Below are 16,147 nucleotides of genomic sequence, written 5' to 3'. Positions count from 1 at the left end.
GTTGTACGTCGTGCCGTTCGCCTCGATCGTGCCGGAGCGATACGTGTTCCCCGCGTTATCGGTTCCCGAGTCGGCTATCGGCGCCTCGGCGAGCCCCGAAGCCGTCATTGCATTCTGGATGGCGGCATCGACGCCGCCCGACGAGAAGTCTGCGAACTTCAGTCTCATGTCGGTCGTGCCCAAGCGGTTGACGGACAGCGTCCACGAACCCTTCAGAAGGCGCGAGGCATCCGTTGCCGAAAGGCTCGAAATGCCGCTCGCATACATCACGCCCGCCTCGGCGAGGGAGACGTCGCTCGGAAGCTTCACGATGTCGAAGCCGCCGTCGGGGTATTCGCCTTCCTTGGTCGTTTCGTAGGTGGTGTACCCGGCATCGATGAGCGACTGCTTGATTGTGTCGTCGCTGCTCTCCATAAACGTCGTAAGGTTGGGGATGTCGTAGCTCACGTCGCGCGCGAGGTTGTCTGCGACCGTCTGCTCCGCTCGAGCAGGTGCGCCGTAGACGCCGTCGAAGTACTTCGCGAGCATGAAGGCGCCGATGAGGGCTGCAACAATGATGAAGACCCCAGCTAGGGCGTACGACTTGCGTGGGAGCTCGAACGGTCGCGCAAGGCTCGAGCCGTCGATATACTTCACGGAACCTTCGACGTCGGTGAACTCGGGCTCGTGGTTGCGATAGGGCGCATCTTCGAACTTATCGATTGTCATGCTTTGCTCCTGGATGGTTTGTGCATTTCGCCGATTATAGCATTGCCCGTTCATAGCTCCATGGTAGGATACCCACTGCCCGTGGGGGAGTAGCTGGCGCGACATACGCGCGGCACGTTCAACATCGTGGTTCGCCGCAAGGCGAATCTGGCGTGTCTGAAATAGCGAGACTCATGGCGCATCGATTAGGTCGGTGCGCCATGAGTCTTTTTTTATACCCCCGAGCATTTTGACGTGAAGGCCAGAACTGAAAAGGAGACGACGACAGTGGACCTTTCCATCTTTGCAAGTCCTGAGGCATGGATCAGCCTCGTGACGCTCATTTTTTTGGAGATCGTGCTCGGTGTGGACAACATCGTGTTCATCTCGATCACCACGAATCGCCTGCCGGAGGAGAAGCAGCATATCGGCCGCAAGCTCGGCCTTGCCGGCGCGATGCTTTCCCGCTGCATCTTCCTCTGCTTCGCGAGCTATCTCGTGCATATGGTTGCACCGCTGTTCACGATTGACCTCGGGTTCTTCTCCCACGGTTTCTCCGTTCGCGACATCGTGTTGCTGCTTGGCGGCGCGTACCTCATCTATAAGGGCATCGACGAGCTGCGCGACGTGCTCGCCCTCACCGAGGAGAAGGCGTCGCATTCCGAGGAGCATAAGGCCAAGCATCAGATCGGGCTTGCGCAGGCTATCGGAATCATCATGGTGATGGACATCGTCTTCTCGATCGACTCGGTCATCACTGCGGTTGGCTTGGCGAACAACCTTATTATCATGATCCTCGCGGTCGTGATCGCGGTCATCATGATGATGGTGTTCATCGACCCGATTTCGGACTTCATCAACAAGCACACGGAAATGAAGATTCTCGCGCTTTGCTTCATCTCGGTCATCGGTATTCTGCTTGTGCTCGACTCGCTCGGCATCAACTCGGGCATCGAGGTTCTCGACATGCACATGGAGAAGCTCATGGTGTACTTTGCCATGGTGTTCGCCTTCGTGCTCGAGCTCATTCAGATGCGCTGGTCGTCGAACTATGCGAAGTGGAAGCAGGAAGTTGCCGCGAGCTCGACCTCCGCGAACGACGACGCGGTGGAGAAGACGGCGCGCGAAGATGCTTCTGCTGACGTAAAGGCTGTTGATGCGGGCGATGCTTCCAAGGGGGAGGGCGAGTAGCTCCCGTATACCGAAGGGCGTTTGGGCGGGTTTATCGAAGGGATTTCAAAAAAGTTGAAATTACCCCTTGCGCGCTTAGCTGGTTCTGATAATATATGCAACGTTGCGTTTGATGCAGCCGAGAAATTCGTCGGAGTGGTGGAACGGCAGACACGCTAGCTTGAGGTGCTAGTGCCCACTTAACGGGTGTGCGGGTTCAAATCCCGCCTCCGACACCAGAGAAATCAAGTGCGAACCCTTTTTTCGGGTTCGCACTTTTTTGTGCCTGGAACCCGAACCTTATTTCGGCGAGATCGTAGCAATCTCGGCTGAAACGGTAGAATATGCAGACAGCCACGTAGTCCGACTCGAGCGCGTTCGCTATCATTCTGCGGAACTCGGGGCGGTGGTGGGTCTTTCTCGATAGGGCGTAGTCCTTGCGCGCAGTAATCGACTTGATGCCCTCTGCCTCGCAGTGGGCCTTGCGCATGCGCAGCTGGTCGTCAATGGACGCCTCGTTTGCTTCTTTTTACTCGTTGACGCTGAACGCGCTGTATATCGACTCGACCTTCATCTCTTTCAGCACTTTTTTGAGGACATCGGGCCCAAGGCTATTCGACAGCTTCAAAAGCATCGCGGCGTATTGCGCCAATAATTCCACGTAGGTGTTCTTTGACAGCACGAGCTGCATATCGTTGAGCACGTCCGTCACGGCGATGTCTCGCGACGGAGATGCTTTCGCGCAATAGAACCGCTCGTCGTGCGCGCAGATATTCCTGAAATCCTTGATGTGGTCGTAGGCAAGCCTGAGCCGTCTGGGCGATATCCTTATTGGCTTCTCGTGGTCGTTCGCGTAGAGCGACGAGAACGCTTTCGCGATTTCGTTCCGGATGCTCTCCGGCTGGAAGCAATAGAACTTGAACGCCTGCCCGAGTGTGAGGTATTTCATCAGCACCCATATCGGTACCTCGTCGTGATTCTTCGAATAATGTTCGAGGTAAAGCTTGCGTTTTGGCTTCCTGTGAGGGTTTCTGCCGAGAGCTGTGTTGAAATCCGAGAGAAGGAGGCCGATTTGGTTGGGGCTTGTGTCGTAGCTACTTGCGTCGAGGTACGGCTCTTTCTCTCCGATATGGGCTTCTGAGAAGCAGTACGCCGATGTCGTCTTGAGGGCCTCCTCCGCAATGGCGAAGTATTTGAAAAACAGCATGCGCAGCTCGCGGTCGAACATGAAGAGCGCGTATATGTCCGCGAACGAGGTTCCAGGTAGGTAGCGGTCGTCTTTCGCCGATTCCGACTTTTCCTTGTCGATGAACGGCGCCTTGTATCCGTTGACTACGGAATAGTAGCCTTCGCGCAAAAGGACCTCAGGCGTGTCATCATCTGTTGCAACGCCGCGCGCTTCGAGCAGCTCGACCTGCTCTTTGATGGTTTTGAACGGTTTGTCCATATCTCCTCCAAAACAAGAAAACCGCCTTTCGGCGGTCTTCTTGGACTGCGACGGACGTACCGTATCGCAGCCTCATCACGCCGTTTACTTTACCTTCATCGTCAAGAAATGTCAAAGGCTCTTTGCAAACTCGACGAAAATCAAAAGGTCGTTAACCTCTATCAGAGCGCATCGTAGAGGTCTGACTCCGAGATGATCTGCACTGCGGAACCCTTGGCTTGCCAGTCGAGCGCCGCCTTGACCTTCGAGCCGTAGTTCCCCATCGACCAGTTCTCGTTGCCCATGCCGCCAACAACCACGTAGTCGCACTTCTTCGTCACGCTTTTGATGATCAGCCCGCCTCTTGCCTGGATCACCTCCGCGACAGAGCTTTTCGTTCCGTGCTCGAAGTTTCCGCTCAGCACGAAGTTCTTCGCTTCGAAGGATATGTCCGCAGCACCATCTGAGGACGATGTCGGGTTGACGAAGCGACTAAGCGCCTGGACGATATCAGCCGACTCCTCTTCGTCGATCTGGCCGTCGACGATTGCTGACTCGATCGTCGACAGTATCGGCTTGATGAACCGGTCGTTCGCGATATCTGGCAGCGCGTCGCAAAGTTCGAGGATCGCGCACGCCTCGTCAATAGAGACGTCGCCGTCCTCTATGACCTTCTCGGCAAGCCCTTTCATGAGTCGCAGCTCCTTCGTCTCCTCGGAATAGAGGATTCCTGAGCCTGCGGCCTTATATGACGGTCGGCTGCAATACTCGTATCTCTCGAACGAGGGGAGCTGGTGAGACTCAGCCACCATCGCCCAGAAGATGTCTTTGCACGCCTTAGCGTCGCTCATTGCCTCATGGTGCTTGCTCATGGGGATGTTGAAGAAGTCGCATATCGAAGGAAGCTTATGACTTGCGAGCTCGGGGTGCATCGACTTCATCATGCACATAGTGCACGCGTATCGGAGCTCTGGTGCTTGCAGGTCGTACCCGGTAAGGCATTTCCAGATTACCGACAGGTCGAATGACGCGTTGTGGGCGACGATGCTTGACTGGGCGAGCATCGTGGAGAGGGAGGAGTCCCACAGATCGGCGAAAGACGGGGCGCCCTTGACGTCGATGGGCGCGATCCCGTGAATGCTCATGCAGATATCGTCGAACGGCGCCTCTGGGTTCACCAGTCGCGAGAGGCTGTTGACGACGTTGCCGCGCATGTCCGTTTGAACGATTCCGATAGAGCATATCCTGTCGTTGTGTCTGTTGGGCGTCTCGACGTCGAGGAACGTTATGAGCTCGTCGCCCGATGCCTTATCTGTTTGCGATAATCCGAAGAGTCCCATCTTTCCTCCTTTAGAAAGCTTCCCTGGATTGGAAGTAGGCCGCGTGCTCTACGTGGACTTGGCAGTCGTCCTGGGCGGCGATATACATGTTCTCGTGCTCGGGGTTGTGAGACTCGGGAGGTTAGTCCTCTTTGGGCTTTTGCTTCTGCTTTTCAGCGCGTTCCATGCGCTTGATCGCCTTCTCGTGCTCCTCGGTAACGACGTCATTGCGGAACAGCCGTTTGAGCAATGCCGAAGCTATTTCCGAATTGGTCAACCGCTGCCCAGTGGCATTCTTGATGGAGACGCGAAGCTTGTTCATCACATCGTCGGACAGTATGTGATCTGCGAGGTTCGCGCCAGACAGCGCAATGCGCCGTTGATAGTAGTCTTCGATCTCTTTTTTGCGATTCGCTTCTTCCGAGAATAAGTAGAACAGGCGAGCCTTCTCGGCGGGTTTCATGCCGTCGTCGGATAGCTTGACGGTGAACACATGCTTGGTGACAGGGATCTTCCCCTCAAGCTCTGTGCGGTAGGCTTGCCACTCGTCGCCGTTTGTGAGGATGACCCAGTCGATGCCCTCATCGACTGCGTACTGCCTCGCTTGATTGAGGTGCGTCTCCTTGAGCTTCAAACCGATCTGTTTGACCTCGATAACGAACACATTCTCATCGCTGGTTTTGACAACGTAGTCGGCGTAACGAGAACCAATCATCTGTTCTGCTGTCACATTCTCGAACTTGTCCCATCCAAGATACTCGCTCAGCATGTCCGAGACTATTTTCCTTGTGTCGGCTTCTTTGTAGTCATCGCGGATAGCGCGCTCGACGATGCCGTTCATGCGGCGCAGGCCCTTTTTGATGCGCTCGATGGCCTTTTCCTGATAGACGTACATGTTTAACTATCTCCTCACACTAAGTTTGGCTTGCATTAATTTGGCCCCATCGCGGCTTTATATGCACTATGTTCGGCGCTGTCTTTAACTATGCGCCGCTCCGGGTCGGCGCTTATCGATTTGGCCGTTTGGACAAGGAGTTCGCGACCCGCTTCATTCATCGAATCGTAGTACCCGTTAAGGGCGGCCTGACCGCTGTGGGCGAAGGACGTGCTGCTGTTATTGCCATCCCATCCGCAAAGGTCGTTCGGGGTGCAGCTGAGAACAAGACAAACGCTGAATGCGTCTTCAAGAGAGATATCCGTCTCGCCGCGTTCCCATGAGCCAATGATTCTATCTGTCGAGCCGATAGCTTTCGCAAGCTCGTTTTGGGTCATGTGTTTCGTCTTGCGAATCTTACGAAGCATCAATTGATAGCCCATGCTATTCACCTCCTGTGGCTAAGGATTCTAACAGTTTCGATTAGGGAAATCTACGAAAAGCGAAGGTTTCTTACTACAAACTTTTGAAGCCGTAAAAAAAGTCAGGAAATCTACGAAAGCGGTAGATTTTGAAATAAGAAACCTATAGCGAAGTCAATTGTATCGATGGAGCAAATTGCCCCGTGGTCGCTTTTCGCCCTGGTCTCCGCGTTCGGGTTTAAGAGTGGGTGAGTAGATTGACCGACTTCAAGTCGATGGTTGGGCACCGCATTCGAGTAGCACGAGCAGACGCCCGCATGAGCCAAGAGGAATCAGCTAAGGCCGCTGGCGTGAGTGCCGTAAGTATAAAGAATGAGAACGGCGAGTCGCGCCCGCTCTTTCAGACGGTGGTGCCGCCCATAAGGGCGCGGGAAGAGTATCCCTCGGCTGCAGGGAGCACAAGGCATTGACCCTGCCGAAGGAAGTGTGCGACCTGTAGGGCGGTGAGCGGCTTCCGATTCGCCCGCCGCCCCTTGTCGACTATTCCTCGCCGCCGGCCCAGGGGGCGAGCTTCGCGTCGTCCTCGGCTCCGAACAGCTCGACGCATTCTTCGGACACGACGAAGCGCGCTGCACCGGGAAGGATGCGTGCCGCGAAGGGCGTCGTTGCCTTGGCGACCTCGCCATCGTATTGGATCTGCATCGGCGGGTCGGCTTCGACGACGACCTCCCTCGCCTGGAACGTCTCGATGGTCTCGGGGCTGTCCTTGAAATTGCCCTCGTGGTCGATGGCGCGCGCGAAGAGCGCCGGCAAAAGCCCGAACGCGTTTTCGGCCTTCAGCACCACGATGTCGAGCATGCCATCGCGCGGGCTGTTCTTGTTCGTGACCGAGATGTCGAATTGAATCTTCGAGAAGTTGACGATGAGAATTCCCAACCCCTCTTCCTCGATGGTCTCGCCATCGAGCGTGAGCGTGATCTTCGAGGTGGGGGGGAGGGGATTCGCGAGCGCGGCGGAAAAGTACGCCATGGGGCCGAGCAGGCGTTTTGAGGGCTGCGCCCCCTTCATGATCGCCGCGTCGTATCCGGCGCCCGCCATGATGCCAAAGCCCTTCTTCACGGGCTCGCCGCCCTCCGCATGAAATTCGATTTCTGCCATATCGAAATCGAGCGTGGTTCCTGCGCGCAGCATCTTCGCAAGCGCATGGGGCTCGTTGGGTGCTGCAAGGTTCAGCGCGAGGAGGTTCGCGGTGCCTGCGGGGAAGGGCATGACGGGAATTCCCGTGCCGGCCAGGGAATACGCGGTCGCTGTGACCGTTCCATCCCCGCCGCTTGCGATGACCGCGTCAAAGTCGCGAGCGTCGGCGATCAAGCTTTCGAGCTCTGTCGTCCCGTCGGTCGAGCGCAGGCAGACCTCGTCGCCGTCGGCGGCGAACGATCGCACGAAATCGTAAATCGCGCCTTCTCCGTAACCAGACGCCAGGTTGTTCAGCACGAGTAGTTTCACAGATTCCCCTTCGATTGCTATTATGAGGATTGTAAAGCAACACGCGATTCAGGCGTGCTAGATAAGTAAGGAAACCATTTTGTACCTAGCCGACCAAGCGAGCCTCGAAGCGTTCGTCGAACGCGTCGCGGGCGCCGAGGTGCTCGCCATCGATACCGAGTTCCTCCGAGAGACGACCTACTACCCGAAGCTCTGCCTGCTGCAGATGGCGACCGACGACGAGGTCGCGATCATCGATCCGCTCTCGGTGGACGACCTTTCCGTGATCGCCCCGCTTCTCGAAGACGAGCGCACGATGAAGCTTTTCCACGCAGGTGGGCAGGACATCGAGATCCTCCTGCGCGAGGTAGGCACGATGCCGCGCCCCCTCTTTGATACGCAGATTGCCGCGGCGCTTCTCGGCCATACGCAGCAGATCGGGTACGGAGCGCTCGTGCATGCCGTATGCGGCGTCACGCTCAAGAAGACCGACTCTTTCACCGATTGGTCTCAGCGTCCCCTTTCCGATTCCCAGATCGACTACGCGGCCGACGACGTGATCTACCTTCCGCGTGTGTACCGCAAGATGAGAAGCGAGCTCGAATCGAAGGGGCGCCTTGGATGGCTCACCCCCGACTTCGAGGAGATGATGAACCCCGCGAAATACCACGAGGACCCGCGTCTGCGCTATCGGCGGTTGAGGCGTGTGGCGCAGCTCGACGAGCGGCAGCTGTGCGCGGCGCGCGAGTTCGCGGCCTGGCGCGAGGAGGAAGCACGCAAGCGCGATATGCCTCGCAAGTGGCTTGTCTCCGACGAGCAGATCGTGGAAGCGTGCCGCCGCGATGCGCGTACGATCGACGACCTCTACATGGTTCGCGGCGTGAGGGAGAAGCTTCCCGTGCGCGATGCTCGCGTGGTGATCGAACGTATGAACAAGTCTCGCTCGCTCCCGAAGAACGAATGGCCCAACCTGGGGAAACCGTCGCGCAACGAGCGCAACGTTGACGCCTCGATCGACCTTATGGCGGCGCTTGTCCGCCTGCGCGCGAAGGAGAACGGGGTCGCCATGCAGACATTGGCGAGCCACAGTGACTTGGCGGCGCTTGCGCGCGGACACTCCGAGGGAAGCGACCTCATGCGCGGATGGCGATGGGCGCTTGTGGGCGAGGAGCTCGTCGACCTCCTCGAAGGCCGCATTGCGCTGAGCCTGAACAAAGGCGAACTCGTCGTCGAGCGTCTGGGGTAGGGGCCTGCTTTCGGGGGTCGGCTTCGGCGTCGTGAAGAGCGCCCGTGCAGGGGGCGATTCTCGCAGCCGATGTCGCCCCTGCGCTGCGATTGCGGACGTTTCGCGTAAAGCGCCGTCGTGCGTTTGGGTGAAGGTTTGCATGCGCTAAAGTGTACAATTGTTCGTAATAACGAAAAGCATCGTCTCCCCTTTGTGAAGGAGTGATTGGTACCTATGTTTATGGGTGGAAGCTACATCGCATTCATCGTCCTCACCATGGTGATCGGCTTGGGTGCTCAGTGGTATGTGAACAGGCAAATCTCCAAGTTCTCGCGCGTGAGGTCGTCCTTCGGCATGACTGGCGCCCAGATGGCGCAGCGCATGCTCGCCGACCACGGCATCACCAATGTCGCAATTAGGCAAGGCGGGGCGGGGCAGGACCATTTCGACCCGCGTAACAACTCCATCACGCTCGACCCCGAAGCTTACAACGGCACGAGCATCACGGCGATTGCCACAGCATGCCACGAGGCGGGCCATGCGTGCCAGTTTGCGCAGGGTTATGCGCCCATGACGGTGCGCGGCGCGCTTGTCCCCGCGGTGAACCTCGCATCGAACGCCTGGGTGTTCCTGTTGATGATCGGCATCGTTTTGCAGCTTGAAGGCCTTCAGGTGCTTGCGATTGCCATGTATGCGGTTGTCTTGGTGTTTCAGCTGGTCACGCTCCCCGTCGAGTTCAACGCATCCCATCGTGCGATGGATTACCTGTCGGGCGTCGGAGTCGTCTCCGCTGAGCGCAAGGGCGCCTTCAACGTGCTGCGCGCCTGCGCTCTGACCTATGTTGCCGCGGCGCTCATCTCCGTGCTGCAGCTTCTGTGGCTTTTGAGTCAGCGCGAAGAATAACCGCCATGGAACGCTGGGAGGAAAGCCTCAAGCGCGCTCGCAGCGCAGCGCGGGCGGCGGAGGGCCAAACGCGCGCAACTTCTCGAGAATATGCTTTCGACCAGTCGAGATACGGATCATCTTACGCGGTCGAGTCTGCGGGCGGGGAAGGTAAGGCAGAACCCGAGCCCCTCACCGTCTCGGGAGCTATGGCGCTTGCGAAAGGAGCGCTTGAGAACGTTACCGTGAAGCTTGTCGGCGAGGTGTCCGAGGTGTCGAACAAGGCGGGCTACAAGGCCGTCTACTTCACGGTGAAGGACCAGAAGGCATCGCTTCCCTGCATGATGTGGCTCAACCGCTACCGAGCATGTGGAGTCGAGCTTGACGTCGGCGCGCTTGTCGAGCTGACGGGGCGGTTCACTCTCTATGCCCCGAAGGGCCGTATGAACTTTGACGTGTTCTCGGTCAGTCTGACGGGCGAGGGGAACTTGCGCATGCAGGTCGCGAACTTGGCGCGCAAGCTTTACGTGGAAGGTCTCACCGACGAGGCGCGAAAGCGTCCCGTTCCTGCAAATATCCAGGTTGTAGGCCTTGTTACCTCGCCTCGTGGAGACGCAGTGCACGATGTCTTGCGAACGCTTCGTCGTCGCTGGCCGCTTGCGAGGGTTCTCGTCGCGGGCGCACCTGTCGAAGGTGCGCGTGCGCCGCAGGAGCTCGTCCGCGGCATCGATTGCGTGTCTCGCGCGGGTGCCGAGGCGGTTCTGCTCGTCCGCGGCGGCGGGTCGTACGAGGATCTCATGCCCTTCAACGACGAGGGGCTTGCGCGCGCCATCGCCGCATGTCCCGTCCCCGTGGTGACAGGCATCGGGCACGAGCCGGACACGACCATTGCCGACCTCGTGGCAGACGTGCGCGCTTCCACCCCGACCGGCGCTGCCGAGGCGGTGTCGCCCTCGTCTGCCGAGCTGTCGGGGAACCTCGTCGCCCGTGCGCGGGCAATCCACGACGGTCTCATCCGAAGACTCGACCGCTCCCGCGTGGCCGTCGACCGCGTTGCCACCCGCCCGGTCTTTAAGGACTCGTCCTATCTGCTTGGCACCGACATGCAGACTATAGATTTCCTCTCCGAGCGGCTTGTACGCACCGAACCTGCCCGCATAGCGCGCGAGCGCGATTCCGTCGATGCGCTCGCCGCCCGCCTTGCCCGCGCGCTTCCTGCGAACACCGAGCGAAATCGCGTGGAGCTCGCCTCGCTTACCGTCCGCATGCGCACAGCGGGCGCAGGCATCGCGCAGCGGGACGAGGCGCGTCTCGAGACGCTTTCGGGCCGTCTCGCTTCACAAGGGAAAAGCCTGGTCGCGCCCTTCGCTCACGAGGTTGGGCTTGCCGCCTCGCGCTTGAACGACCTTTCTCCGCTTGCCGTCATTGCCCGCGGTTACGCGATTGCCCGTACTGACGACGGAGCGGTGGTGAAGAGCGTCGGTCAGGCGCCTGCGGGCTCGAAAGTCGCCGTGCAGGTGTCGGACGGCACGCTTTCGTGCACGGTGGACGCGGCAGCGCCCGCGGAAGACGTCATACCCGAATAGACTAACGACAGCGATCGATAAAGGAGATACCCTATGGTAGAAGAGAAGCCGATCGAGGAGCTCACCTTCCGCGAGGCGATGGCGGAGCTCGACCGAATCGTGGGTGTGCTCGAGAGCAATTCGCTCGAGCTGGAGCAGAGCGTCACGGCCTATGAGCGCGGAGTGAAGCTGATCGCCTCGCTTAAGAAGCGCATCGACGGCGCCCAGCAGCGCATCGACGTCCTCATGGGCGAGCTGGAGAAGCCGGCGGACGACGAGGTCCGCGACACGACGCTGTCCTAGGCGCGAGGGACGGTTCTCTGCCGATAAACCTTGGACTCACTACCGTCCATCAGCGGCTTTGCGAGAACGCAGGCTTGCTTTCCCATGCGAGAGGAAGCCTGCGTGTCCGCTTTTCGTCTTGAATGAGCGGTGGAACCGCTTGCCGAATTCGAACGGCTCGCACGTCCGCTGTTTGCGGCGCATGCCTACAATTTACCAAAACGTAACGTTGTAGGAGGTTGGCTGTTGAACGTTCTGGTCATCAATGCGGGCTCGTCCTCTCTGAAATACCAACTTGTCCACGTCGAGAATCATGCCGTTATTGCCAAGGGCATTTGCGAGCGCGTGGGCTCGGCAAACGCCTTCCACAAGCACGGAATCGACGAGAACGAAGTGGTCATCGATGCGCAGATGGCTGACCATGACGCAGCCATGGCGCTCGTACTGGACTCGCTTATCAACAGCGACGACGCACCCATCAAGTCCCTCGACGAGATCGACGCGATCGGGCACCGTATCGTTCAGGGCGGCAAGTACTTCGACAAGTCGGTCCTCATCGACGATGACGTCATCGAGAAGATCGACGAGCTCGCCGAGCTTGCTCCGCTTCACAACAAGGCAGCTCTCATGGGCATCCGCGCGTGTCAGAAGCACATGCCGAATATTCCTATGGTCGCCGTGTTCGACACCTCGTTCTTCCAGACGCTGCCGCCGAAGGCCTACATGTACCCGCTTCCGTACGAGTACTACGAGAAGTACGCCATCCGCAAGTACGGCGCCCACGGCACGTCGCACCGCTACATCTCCGAGCGCGCGGCTGTCGTGCTCGACGAGCCGTTGGAGGACTTGAAGCTCATCACCTGCCATCTGGGCAACGGCTGCTCCATGAGCGCCATCGACCATGGCGTCGCCGTGGACACCTCGATGGGCTTGACGCCGCTCGACGGCCTGATGATGGGCACGCGCTGCGGCGCGATCGACCCGGCTATCGTGCCGTTCCTCATGGATCACGAGAACCTCACCACCTCCGAGGTCAACGACCTTATGAACAAGAAGTCGGGCTTGCTCGGTATCTCGGGCGTGAGCAACGACCTTCGCAGCGTGCGCGACGCCTCCGAGGGCGGCAACGAGCGCGCGCAGCTCGCCTACGACATGTACTCGAACTCGGTGAAGAAATACATCGGTGCCTACATTGCCGTCATGGGCGGCGTCGACGCCATCGTGCTTACCGCAGGTGTCGGCGAGAACTGCGAGAAGATGCGCCGCATGATCTTTGCCGGCCTGCAGCCGCTCGGCATCATCCTTGACGAGGAGAAGAATCGCCAGCGCGGCTTCGAGCGCGAGATTTCCGCCGACAACTCGGCTGTGAAGATCATCATTATCCCCACCAACGAGGAGTACATGATCGCGCTCGACACCTTCCGCATCGTGGAGGAAAGCGAAATCGACCGAGATATCTAGCTTGTCAGGCAATTCTTTTTTACGTGCGCGTCGGTTAAAAGGGCAAGGGCGCTAGTGCGAGATTGAAAAACAATCGGGGGGCTCATGTTCGAGCCCCCCGATTCGTTGTTGGCATAAGTGCCAGACGAAAGCTTGCGCCCCAACCTACTTCATGGCCTGCGCCTGCACGCAGGTGATCGCGGCGACGCCCACAATGTCGTCGGCGGTGCATCCGCGCGACAGGTCGTTCACGGGCGCGGCGAGTCCCTGGGTGATGGGGCCGTAGGCTTCCGCCTTCGCCAGGCGCTGCACGAGTTTGTACCCGATGTTGCCCGCGTCAAGGTCGGGGAAGATGAGCACGTTCGCGTGCCCCGCGACGCGCGAACCGGGCGCCTTCGACTCGCCTACAGAGGGCACGATGGCGGCATCGAGCTGCAGCTCACCGTCGAGCTCGAGGCTCGGGTCGAGCTCGTGGGCCATCTCCACCGCACGCACGACCTTGTTCGCATCGTCGTTTCGCGCCGACCCCTTCGAGGAGTGGGAGAGCATCGCGACGGCGGGCTCGGTTCCTATGAGCGACTTCCACGAGCGTGCGGAGTTCACCGCGATATGGGCGAGCGCCTCGTCGTCGGGCTGCACCTCAAGGCCGCAGTCGCTGAAGATGAACGTGCCGTTTTGGCCGTATTCGCAATCGGGGACCACCATCACAAAAAACGAGCTCGCGAGCTTCACGCCCGGGGCGGTCTTTAGGATCTGCAGGCAGGGGCGCAGCACGTCGCCGGTCGAGTGGCAGGCGCCCGACACCATGCCGTCCGCTTCGCCGCACTTCACCATCATGACGCCGAAATACAAGACGTCGGAAATCTTGTCGAGTGCGTCTTCGGGCGTCATACCCTTATGTTTGCGCAGCTCATAGAGGCGAGTTGCGAATTTCTCACGCAGATCGGACGTTTCGGGGTCGATGATGCGGACTCCGCGAAGCTCGCGGCCTCCCGCCTTCAGCTCCTCCTCGCGGCCTAGGACGATCACGTTGCAGGCATCGTGCGCGATGAGCTTCTCGGCCGCTTCGAGCGTGCGGGGGTCGTTGCCCTCGGGCAGCACGATCGTCTGCTTGTCGGCCTTCGCTCGCGCGAGCATGGTTTCCAAAAACGACATGCGCATTCCTTTCTCCAGGTATACGCTGCGCATTTTACCCTTGTAAGACGGCATTTTTTGTCCCGTTTGTATGTGATGGCGTATAGGGTAGGATGTTATCGGTAGAATAATCAAGATTCGGATGTCGGCATTCTTCATCGTGCGCGCCATCCGAACGGGTCCGCTCGCGGCGGTTCCCTGAAACCATTACATGCGAACGAAAGGCAAAGCTCACATGGGCGTGCAGTACACACAGTTCAACGAAGTGAACATGAACGACATCGACGCGGTCGTCGTCGGCAGTGGATTTGCCGGCGGTGTCGTGGCTCGCGAACTCGCGGAGCGCGCGGGAAAGCGCGTTCTCATCATCGAAAAGCGCCCTCACATCGGCGGCAACATGTACGACGAGAAAGACGAGGCGGGCATCCTCGTGCACAAGTACGGCCCGCACATCTTCCACTCCAACGACAAGCGCGCCTTCGATTACGCGCGCCGCTTCTCCGGCTTTCTGGGCTATCAGCATCGCGTGCTCGCCGATTGGTACGGAACCTACATGCCCGTGCCCTTCAACAAGAACTCGATGGAAATCGCGTTTGGCGAGGAGAAGGCCGCGCACTACATCGAGAAGCTCATCGACACGTTCGGCGACGAGCGCAAGGTGACCATCAACGAGCTGCGCGAGCAGGACGACCCCGAGCTCGCCGAGATTGCCGATTTCGTGTACAAGAACGTCTTTTTGTACTACACGCAGAAGCAGTGGGGGCTCACGCCTGAGGAAGTCGACCCGTCGGTGACGGCGCGCGTGCCGGTTTTCATCTCGCGCGATAACCGCTACTTCCAGGACGCCTACCAGGGCATGCCCGTCTTCGGCTATACGAAGCTCTTCGAGGAGATGCTCGACCACGAAAACATCCAGGTCTGTCTGAACACCGAGGCGGAAAGTGTGTTCGAGCTCGAGTTCGAAAGCGAAGCCGAGGACGCGCCGCTTTCCGCGATCAAGCTCCACGGCAAGAAGTTCAAAGGCCCCATCGTCTACACTGGTCCGCTCGACGAGCTCTTCCTCGCGCGCTTCGGCCGCCTGCCCTACCGCAGCCTCGACTTCGTGTACGAGACCTTCGACAAAGAGCACGTGCTGCCCTGCGGAACCGTGAACTTCACGGTTACCGAGGACTACACGCGCATCACGGAGTTCAAGTACCTGACCGGCCAAAAGTCGGACAAGACCACCATCATGAAGGAGTACTCGCGCGCCTACGAGGATCCCAATACGCAGACTCCCTACTACGCCATCCTCTCCGACGAGAACCGCGCGCACTACGAGCGCTACCGCGCCCTCACCGCGAAGCTCCCTAACTTCTACCCGCTGGGACGCTTGGCCGAGTACCGCTACTACAACATGGACAAGATCATCAGCCTCGCGCTCGAGCTTTCCGACAAGCTGGTTGAGGAGTAGCTTTCATGAAGACCATCTCGTTCGCGGTGCCGTGCTACAACTCCGCCGCCTACATGGACAAATGCATCGAGTCGCTTTTGGCCTGCGGTGACGACATCGAGATCATCATCGTCGACGACGGTTCGACCAAAGATGACACCCCTCAGAAGGCCGACGCCTGGCAGGAGGCCCATCCGGGCATCATCCGTGCCATCCATCAGGAAAACGGGGGCCATGGTGCTGCCGTGAACACCGGCCTCGCTGCTGCCGAGGGCTTGTACTTCAAGGTCGTAGACTCCGATGACTGGCTCGATGAGAACGCGATGCGCCAGGTCATGGCCTATCTTCGCTCGCAGCTCGAGCGCGATCATGCAACCGATCTCGTCATCGGCAACTACGTCTACGAGAAGGTGCACGAGGGCACGCGCACGGTGATGGGCTACTTCAATGTGTTTCCGACCGAGGAGGAGTTCGGCTGGAAGGACGTGAAGCATTTCCGCCAGAGCCAGTACCTGCTCATGCATTCTGCCATCTATCGCACCGAGCTGCTCCGCGAAACCGGCCTGAAGCTCCCCGAGCACTGCTTTTACGTGGACAATATCTTCGTGTACGTGCCGCTGCCGTTCGTTGACACCATGCGATACCTCGATGTTGATATGTACCGTTACTTCATCGGGCGCGAGGACCAAAGCGTGAACGAAAGCGTCATGATGGGGCGCATCGACCAACAGCTTCGCATCACGCGCTTCATGATCGACGCGGTGCGCCTGCCTGATGACGTCGTGGAGCCGAAGCTTCGCCGCT

The 16,147-nt window shown here is 58.9% G+C and carries 16 protein-coding genes and 1 tRNA gene; 9 read left to right on the top strand and 8 right to left on the bottom strand.

Annotation, left to right across the window (positions count from 1 at the left end):
* Positions 1 to 708: teichoic acid transporter (locus Q0G18_RS06710; protein WP_297151097.1), on the bottom strand; the 708-nt coding region annotated here is incomplete at its 3' end.
* A gap of 267 nt (positions 709 to 975) precedes the next feature.
* Between Q0G18_RS06710 and Q0G18_RS06705 the strand changes: the two genes are divergently transcribed.
* Both Q0G18_RS06705 and Q0G18_RS06700 read left to right on the top strand, forming a co-directional pair.
* A complete protein-coding gene (locus tag Q0G18_RS06705) occupies positions 976 to 1,878 on the top strand; it encodes a TerC family protein (protein WP_297151094.1) in 903 nt (300 codons plus the stop codon).
* Between the two features lie 129 nt (positions 1,879 to 2,007).
* A tRNA-Leu gene (locus Q0G18_RS06700) sits at positions 2,008 to 2,096 on the top strand.
* Here the strand turns inward: Q0G18_RS06700 and Q0G18_RS09485 are convergent.
* From Q0G18_RS09485 to Q0G18_RS06675, 6 genes are all read right to left on the bottom strand, one after another.
* Positions 2,075 to 2,365, bottom strand: coding sequence for a recombinase family protein (locus Q0G18_RS09485; RefSeq protein ID WP_366769170.1), 291 nt, complete (start codon positions 2,363 to 2,365; stop codon positions 2,075 to 2,077). The genes Q0G18_RS06700 and Q0G18_RS09485 overlap by 22 nt on opposite strands.
* Positions 2,366 to 2,386: 21 nt before the next feature.
* Positions 2,387 to 3,214 (bottom strand): Abi family protein, encoded by an 828-nt coding sequence (locus tag Q0G18_RS06695; RefSeq protein ID WP_297151091.1) that lies wholly within the window; start codon positions 3,212 to 3,214, stop codon positions 2,387 to 2,389.
* 251 nt (positions 3,215 to 3,465) lie between these two features.
* On the bottom strand, positions 3,466 to 4,623 hold the full coding sequence (locus tag Q0G18_RS06690) for an exonuclease domain-containing protein (protein WP_297151088.1): 1,158 nt from the start codon (positions 4,621 to 4,623) through the stop codon (positions 3,466 to 3,468).
* 121 nt (positions 4,624 to 4,744) lie between these two features.
* On the bottom strand, positions 4,745 to 5,497 hold the full coding sequence (locus Q0G18_RS06685; protein ID WP_297151085.1) for a DpnII family type II restriction endonuclease: 753 nt from the start codon (positions 5,495 to 5,497) through the stop codon (positions 4,745 to 4,747).
* 35 nt (positions 5,498 to 5,532) lie between these two features.
* Positions 5,533 to 5,919: a helix-turn-helix transcriptional regulator gene (locus Q0G18_RS06680; RefSeq protein ID WP_297151082.1), complete on the bottom strand. Its 387-nt coding sequence runs from the start codon at positions 5,917 to 5,919 to the stop codon at positions 5,533 to 5,535.
* Positions 5,920 to 6,438: 519 nt separating this feature from the next.
* Positions 6,439 to 7,404, bottom strand: a complete 966-nt coding sequence (locus Q0G18_RS06675; RefSeq protein WP_297151079.1) for a diacylglycerol kinase family protein — start codon at positions 7,402 to 7,404, stop codon at positions 6,439 to 6,441.
* A 79-nt stretch (positions 7,405 to 7,483) separates the two neighbouring features.
* On the opposite strand from Q0G18_RS06675, the gene rnd reads away from it, so the two are divergent.
* From rnd to Q0G18_RS06650, 5 genes are all read left to right on the top strand, one after another.
* Positions 7,484 to 8,629, top strand: a complete 1,146-nt coding sequence (gene rnd / locus Q0G18_RS06670) for a ribonuclease D (protein ID WP_297151076.1) — start codon at positions 7,484 to 7,486, stop codon at positions 8,627 to 8,629.
* 213 nt (positions 8,630 to 8,842) lie between these two features.
* On the top strand, positions 8,843 to 9,511 hold the full coding sequence (locus Q0G18_RS06665) for a zinc metallopeptidase (protein ID WP_297151073.1): 669 nt from the start codon (positions 8,843 to 8,845) through the stop codon (positions 9,509 to 9,511).
* 5 nt (positions 9,512 to 9,516) lie between these two features.
* Positions 9,517 to 11,076: an exodeoxyribonuclease VII large subunit gene (gene xseA / locus Q0G18_RS06660; RefSeq protein ID WP_297151071.1), complete on the top strand. Its 1,560-nt coding sequence runs from the start codon at positions 9,517 to 9,519 to the stop codon at positions 11,074 to 11,076.
* Positions 11,077 to 11,109: 33 nt separating this feature from the next.
* Positions 11,110 to 11,358 (top strand): exodeoxyribonuclease VII small subunit, encoded by a 249-nt coding sequence (xseB, locus tag Q0G18_RS06655; RefSeq protein ID WP_158048595.1) that lies wholly within the window; start codon positions 11,110 to 11,112, stop codon positions 11,356 to 11,358.
* A gap of 225 nt (positions 11,359 to 11,583) precedes the next feature.
* Positions 11,584 to 12,798 (top strand): acetate kinase, encoded by a 1,215-nt coding sequence (locus Q0G18_RS06650; RefSeq protein WP_296058748.1) that lies wholly within the window; start codon positions 11,584 to 11,586, stop codon positions 12,796 to 12,798.
* Positions 12,799 to 12,942: 144 nt separating this feature from the next.
* Here Q0G18_RS06650 and pta read toward each other — a convergent pair whose 3' ends face one another.
* Positions 12,943 to 13,932 carry a phosphate acetyltransferase gene (gene pta, locus Q0G18_RS06645; RefSeq protein WP_297151065.1) on the bottom strand — a complete coding sequence of 330 codons (990 nt, stop codon included), beginning with the start codon at positions 13,930 to 13,932 and terminating at the stop codon, positions 12,943 to 12,945.
* 214 nt (positions 13,933 to 14,146) lie between these two features.
* Here pta and glf point away from each other — a divergent pair, with 214 nt between their 5' ends.
* Positions 14,147 to 15,364, top strand: coding sequence for a UDP-galactopyranose mutase (gene glf, locus Q0G18_RS06640; protein WP_297151062.1), 1,218 nt, complete (start codon positions 14,147 to 14,149; stop codon positions 15,362 to 15,364).
* A 5-nt stretch (positions 15,365 to 15,369) separates the two neighbouring features.
* Positions 15,370 to 16,147: glycosyltransferase family 2 protein (locus Q0G18_RS06635; protein WP_297151060.1), on the top strand; the 778-nt coding region annotated here is incomplete at its 3' end.

Origin of the sequence: uncultured Ellagibacter sp., from assembly GCF_934636505.1 — a bacterium.
GTDB lineage: Bacteria > Actinomycetota > Coriobacteriia > Coriobacteriales > Eggerthellaceae > Ellagibacter.
The sequence above is the reverse complement of the archived record's forward strand: the minus strand, read 5'-3'. Positions and strand labels throughout refer to the sequence as shown.

Bases quoted from the DNA above. Each gene is read 5' to 3' on its own strand.
- Q0G18_RS06690 (WP_297151088.1), bottom strand. From the start codon at position 4,623: ATGGGACTCTTCGGATTATCGCAAACAGATAAGGCATCGGGCGACGAG.
- Q0G18_RS06685 (WP_297151085.1), bottom strand. From the start codon at position 5,497: ATGTACGTCTATCAGGAAAAGGCCATCGAGCGCATCAAAAAGGGCCTG.
- Q0G18_RS06680 (WP_297151082.1), bottom strand. From the start codon at position 5,919: ATGGGCTATCAATTGATGCTTCGTAAGATTCGCAAGACGAAACACATG.
- Q0G18_RS06665 (WP_297151073.1), top strand. From the start codon at position 8,843: ATGTTTATGGGTGGAAGCTACATCGCATTCATCGTCCTCACCATGGTG.
- xseA (WP_297151071.1), top strand. From the start codon at position 9,517: ATGGAACGCTGGGAGGAAAGCCTCAAGCGCGCTCGCAGCGCAGCGCGG.
- xseB (WP_158048595.1), top strand. From the start codon at position 11,110: ATGGTAGAAGAGAAGCCGATCGAGGAGCTCACCTTCCGCGAGGCGATG.
- pta (WP_297151065.1), bottom strand. From the start codon at position 13,932: ATGTCGTTTTTGGAAACCATGCTCGCGCGAGCGAAGGCCGACAAGCAG.
- glf (WP_297151062.1), top strand. From the start codon at position 14,147: ATGGGCGTGCAGTACACACAGTTCAACGAAGTGAACATGAACGACATC.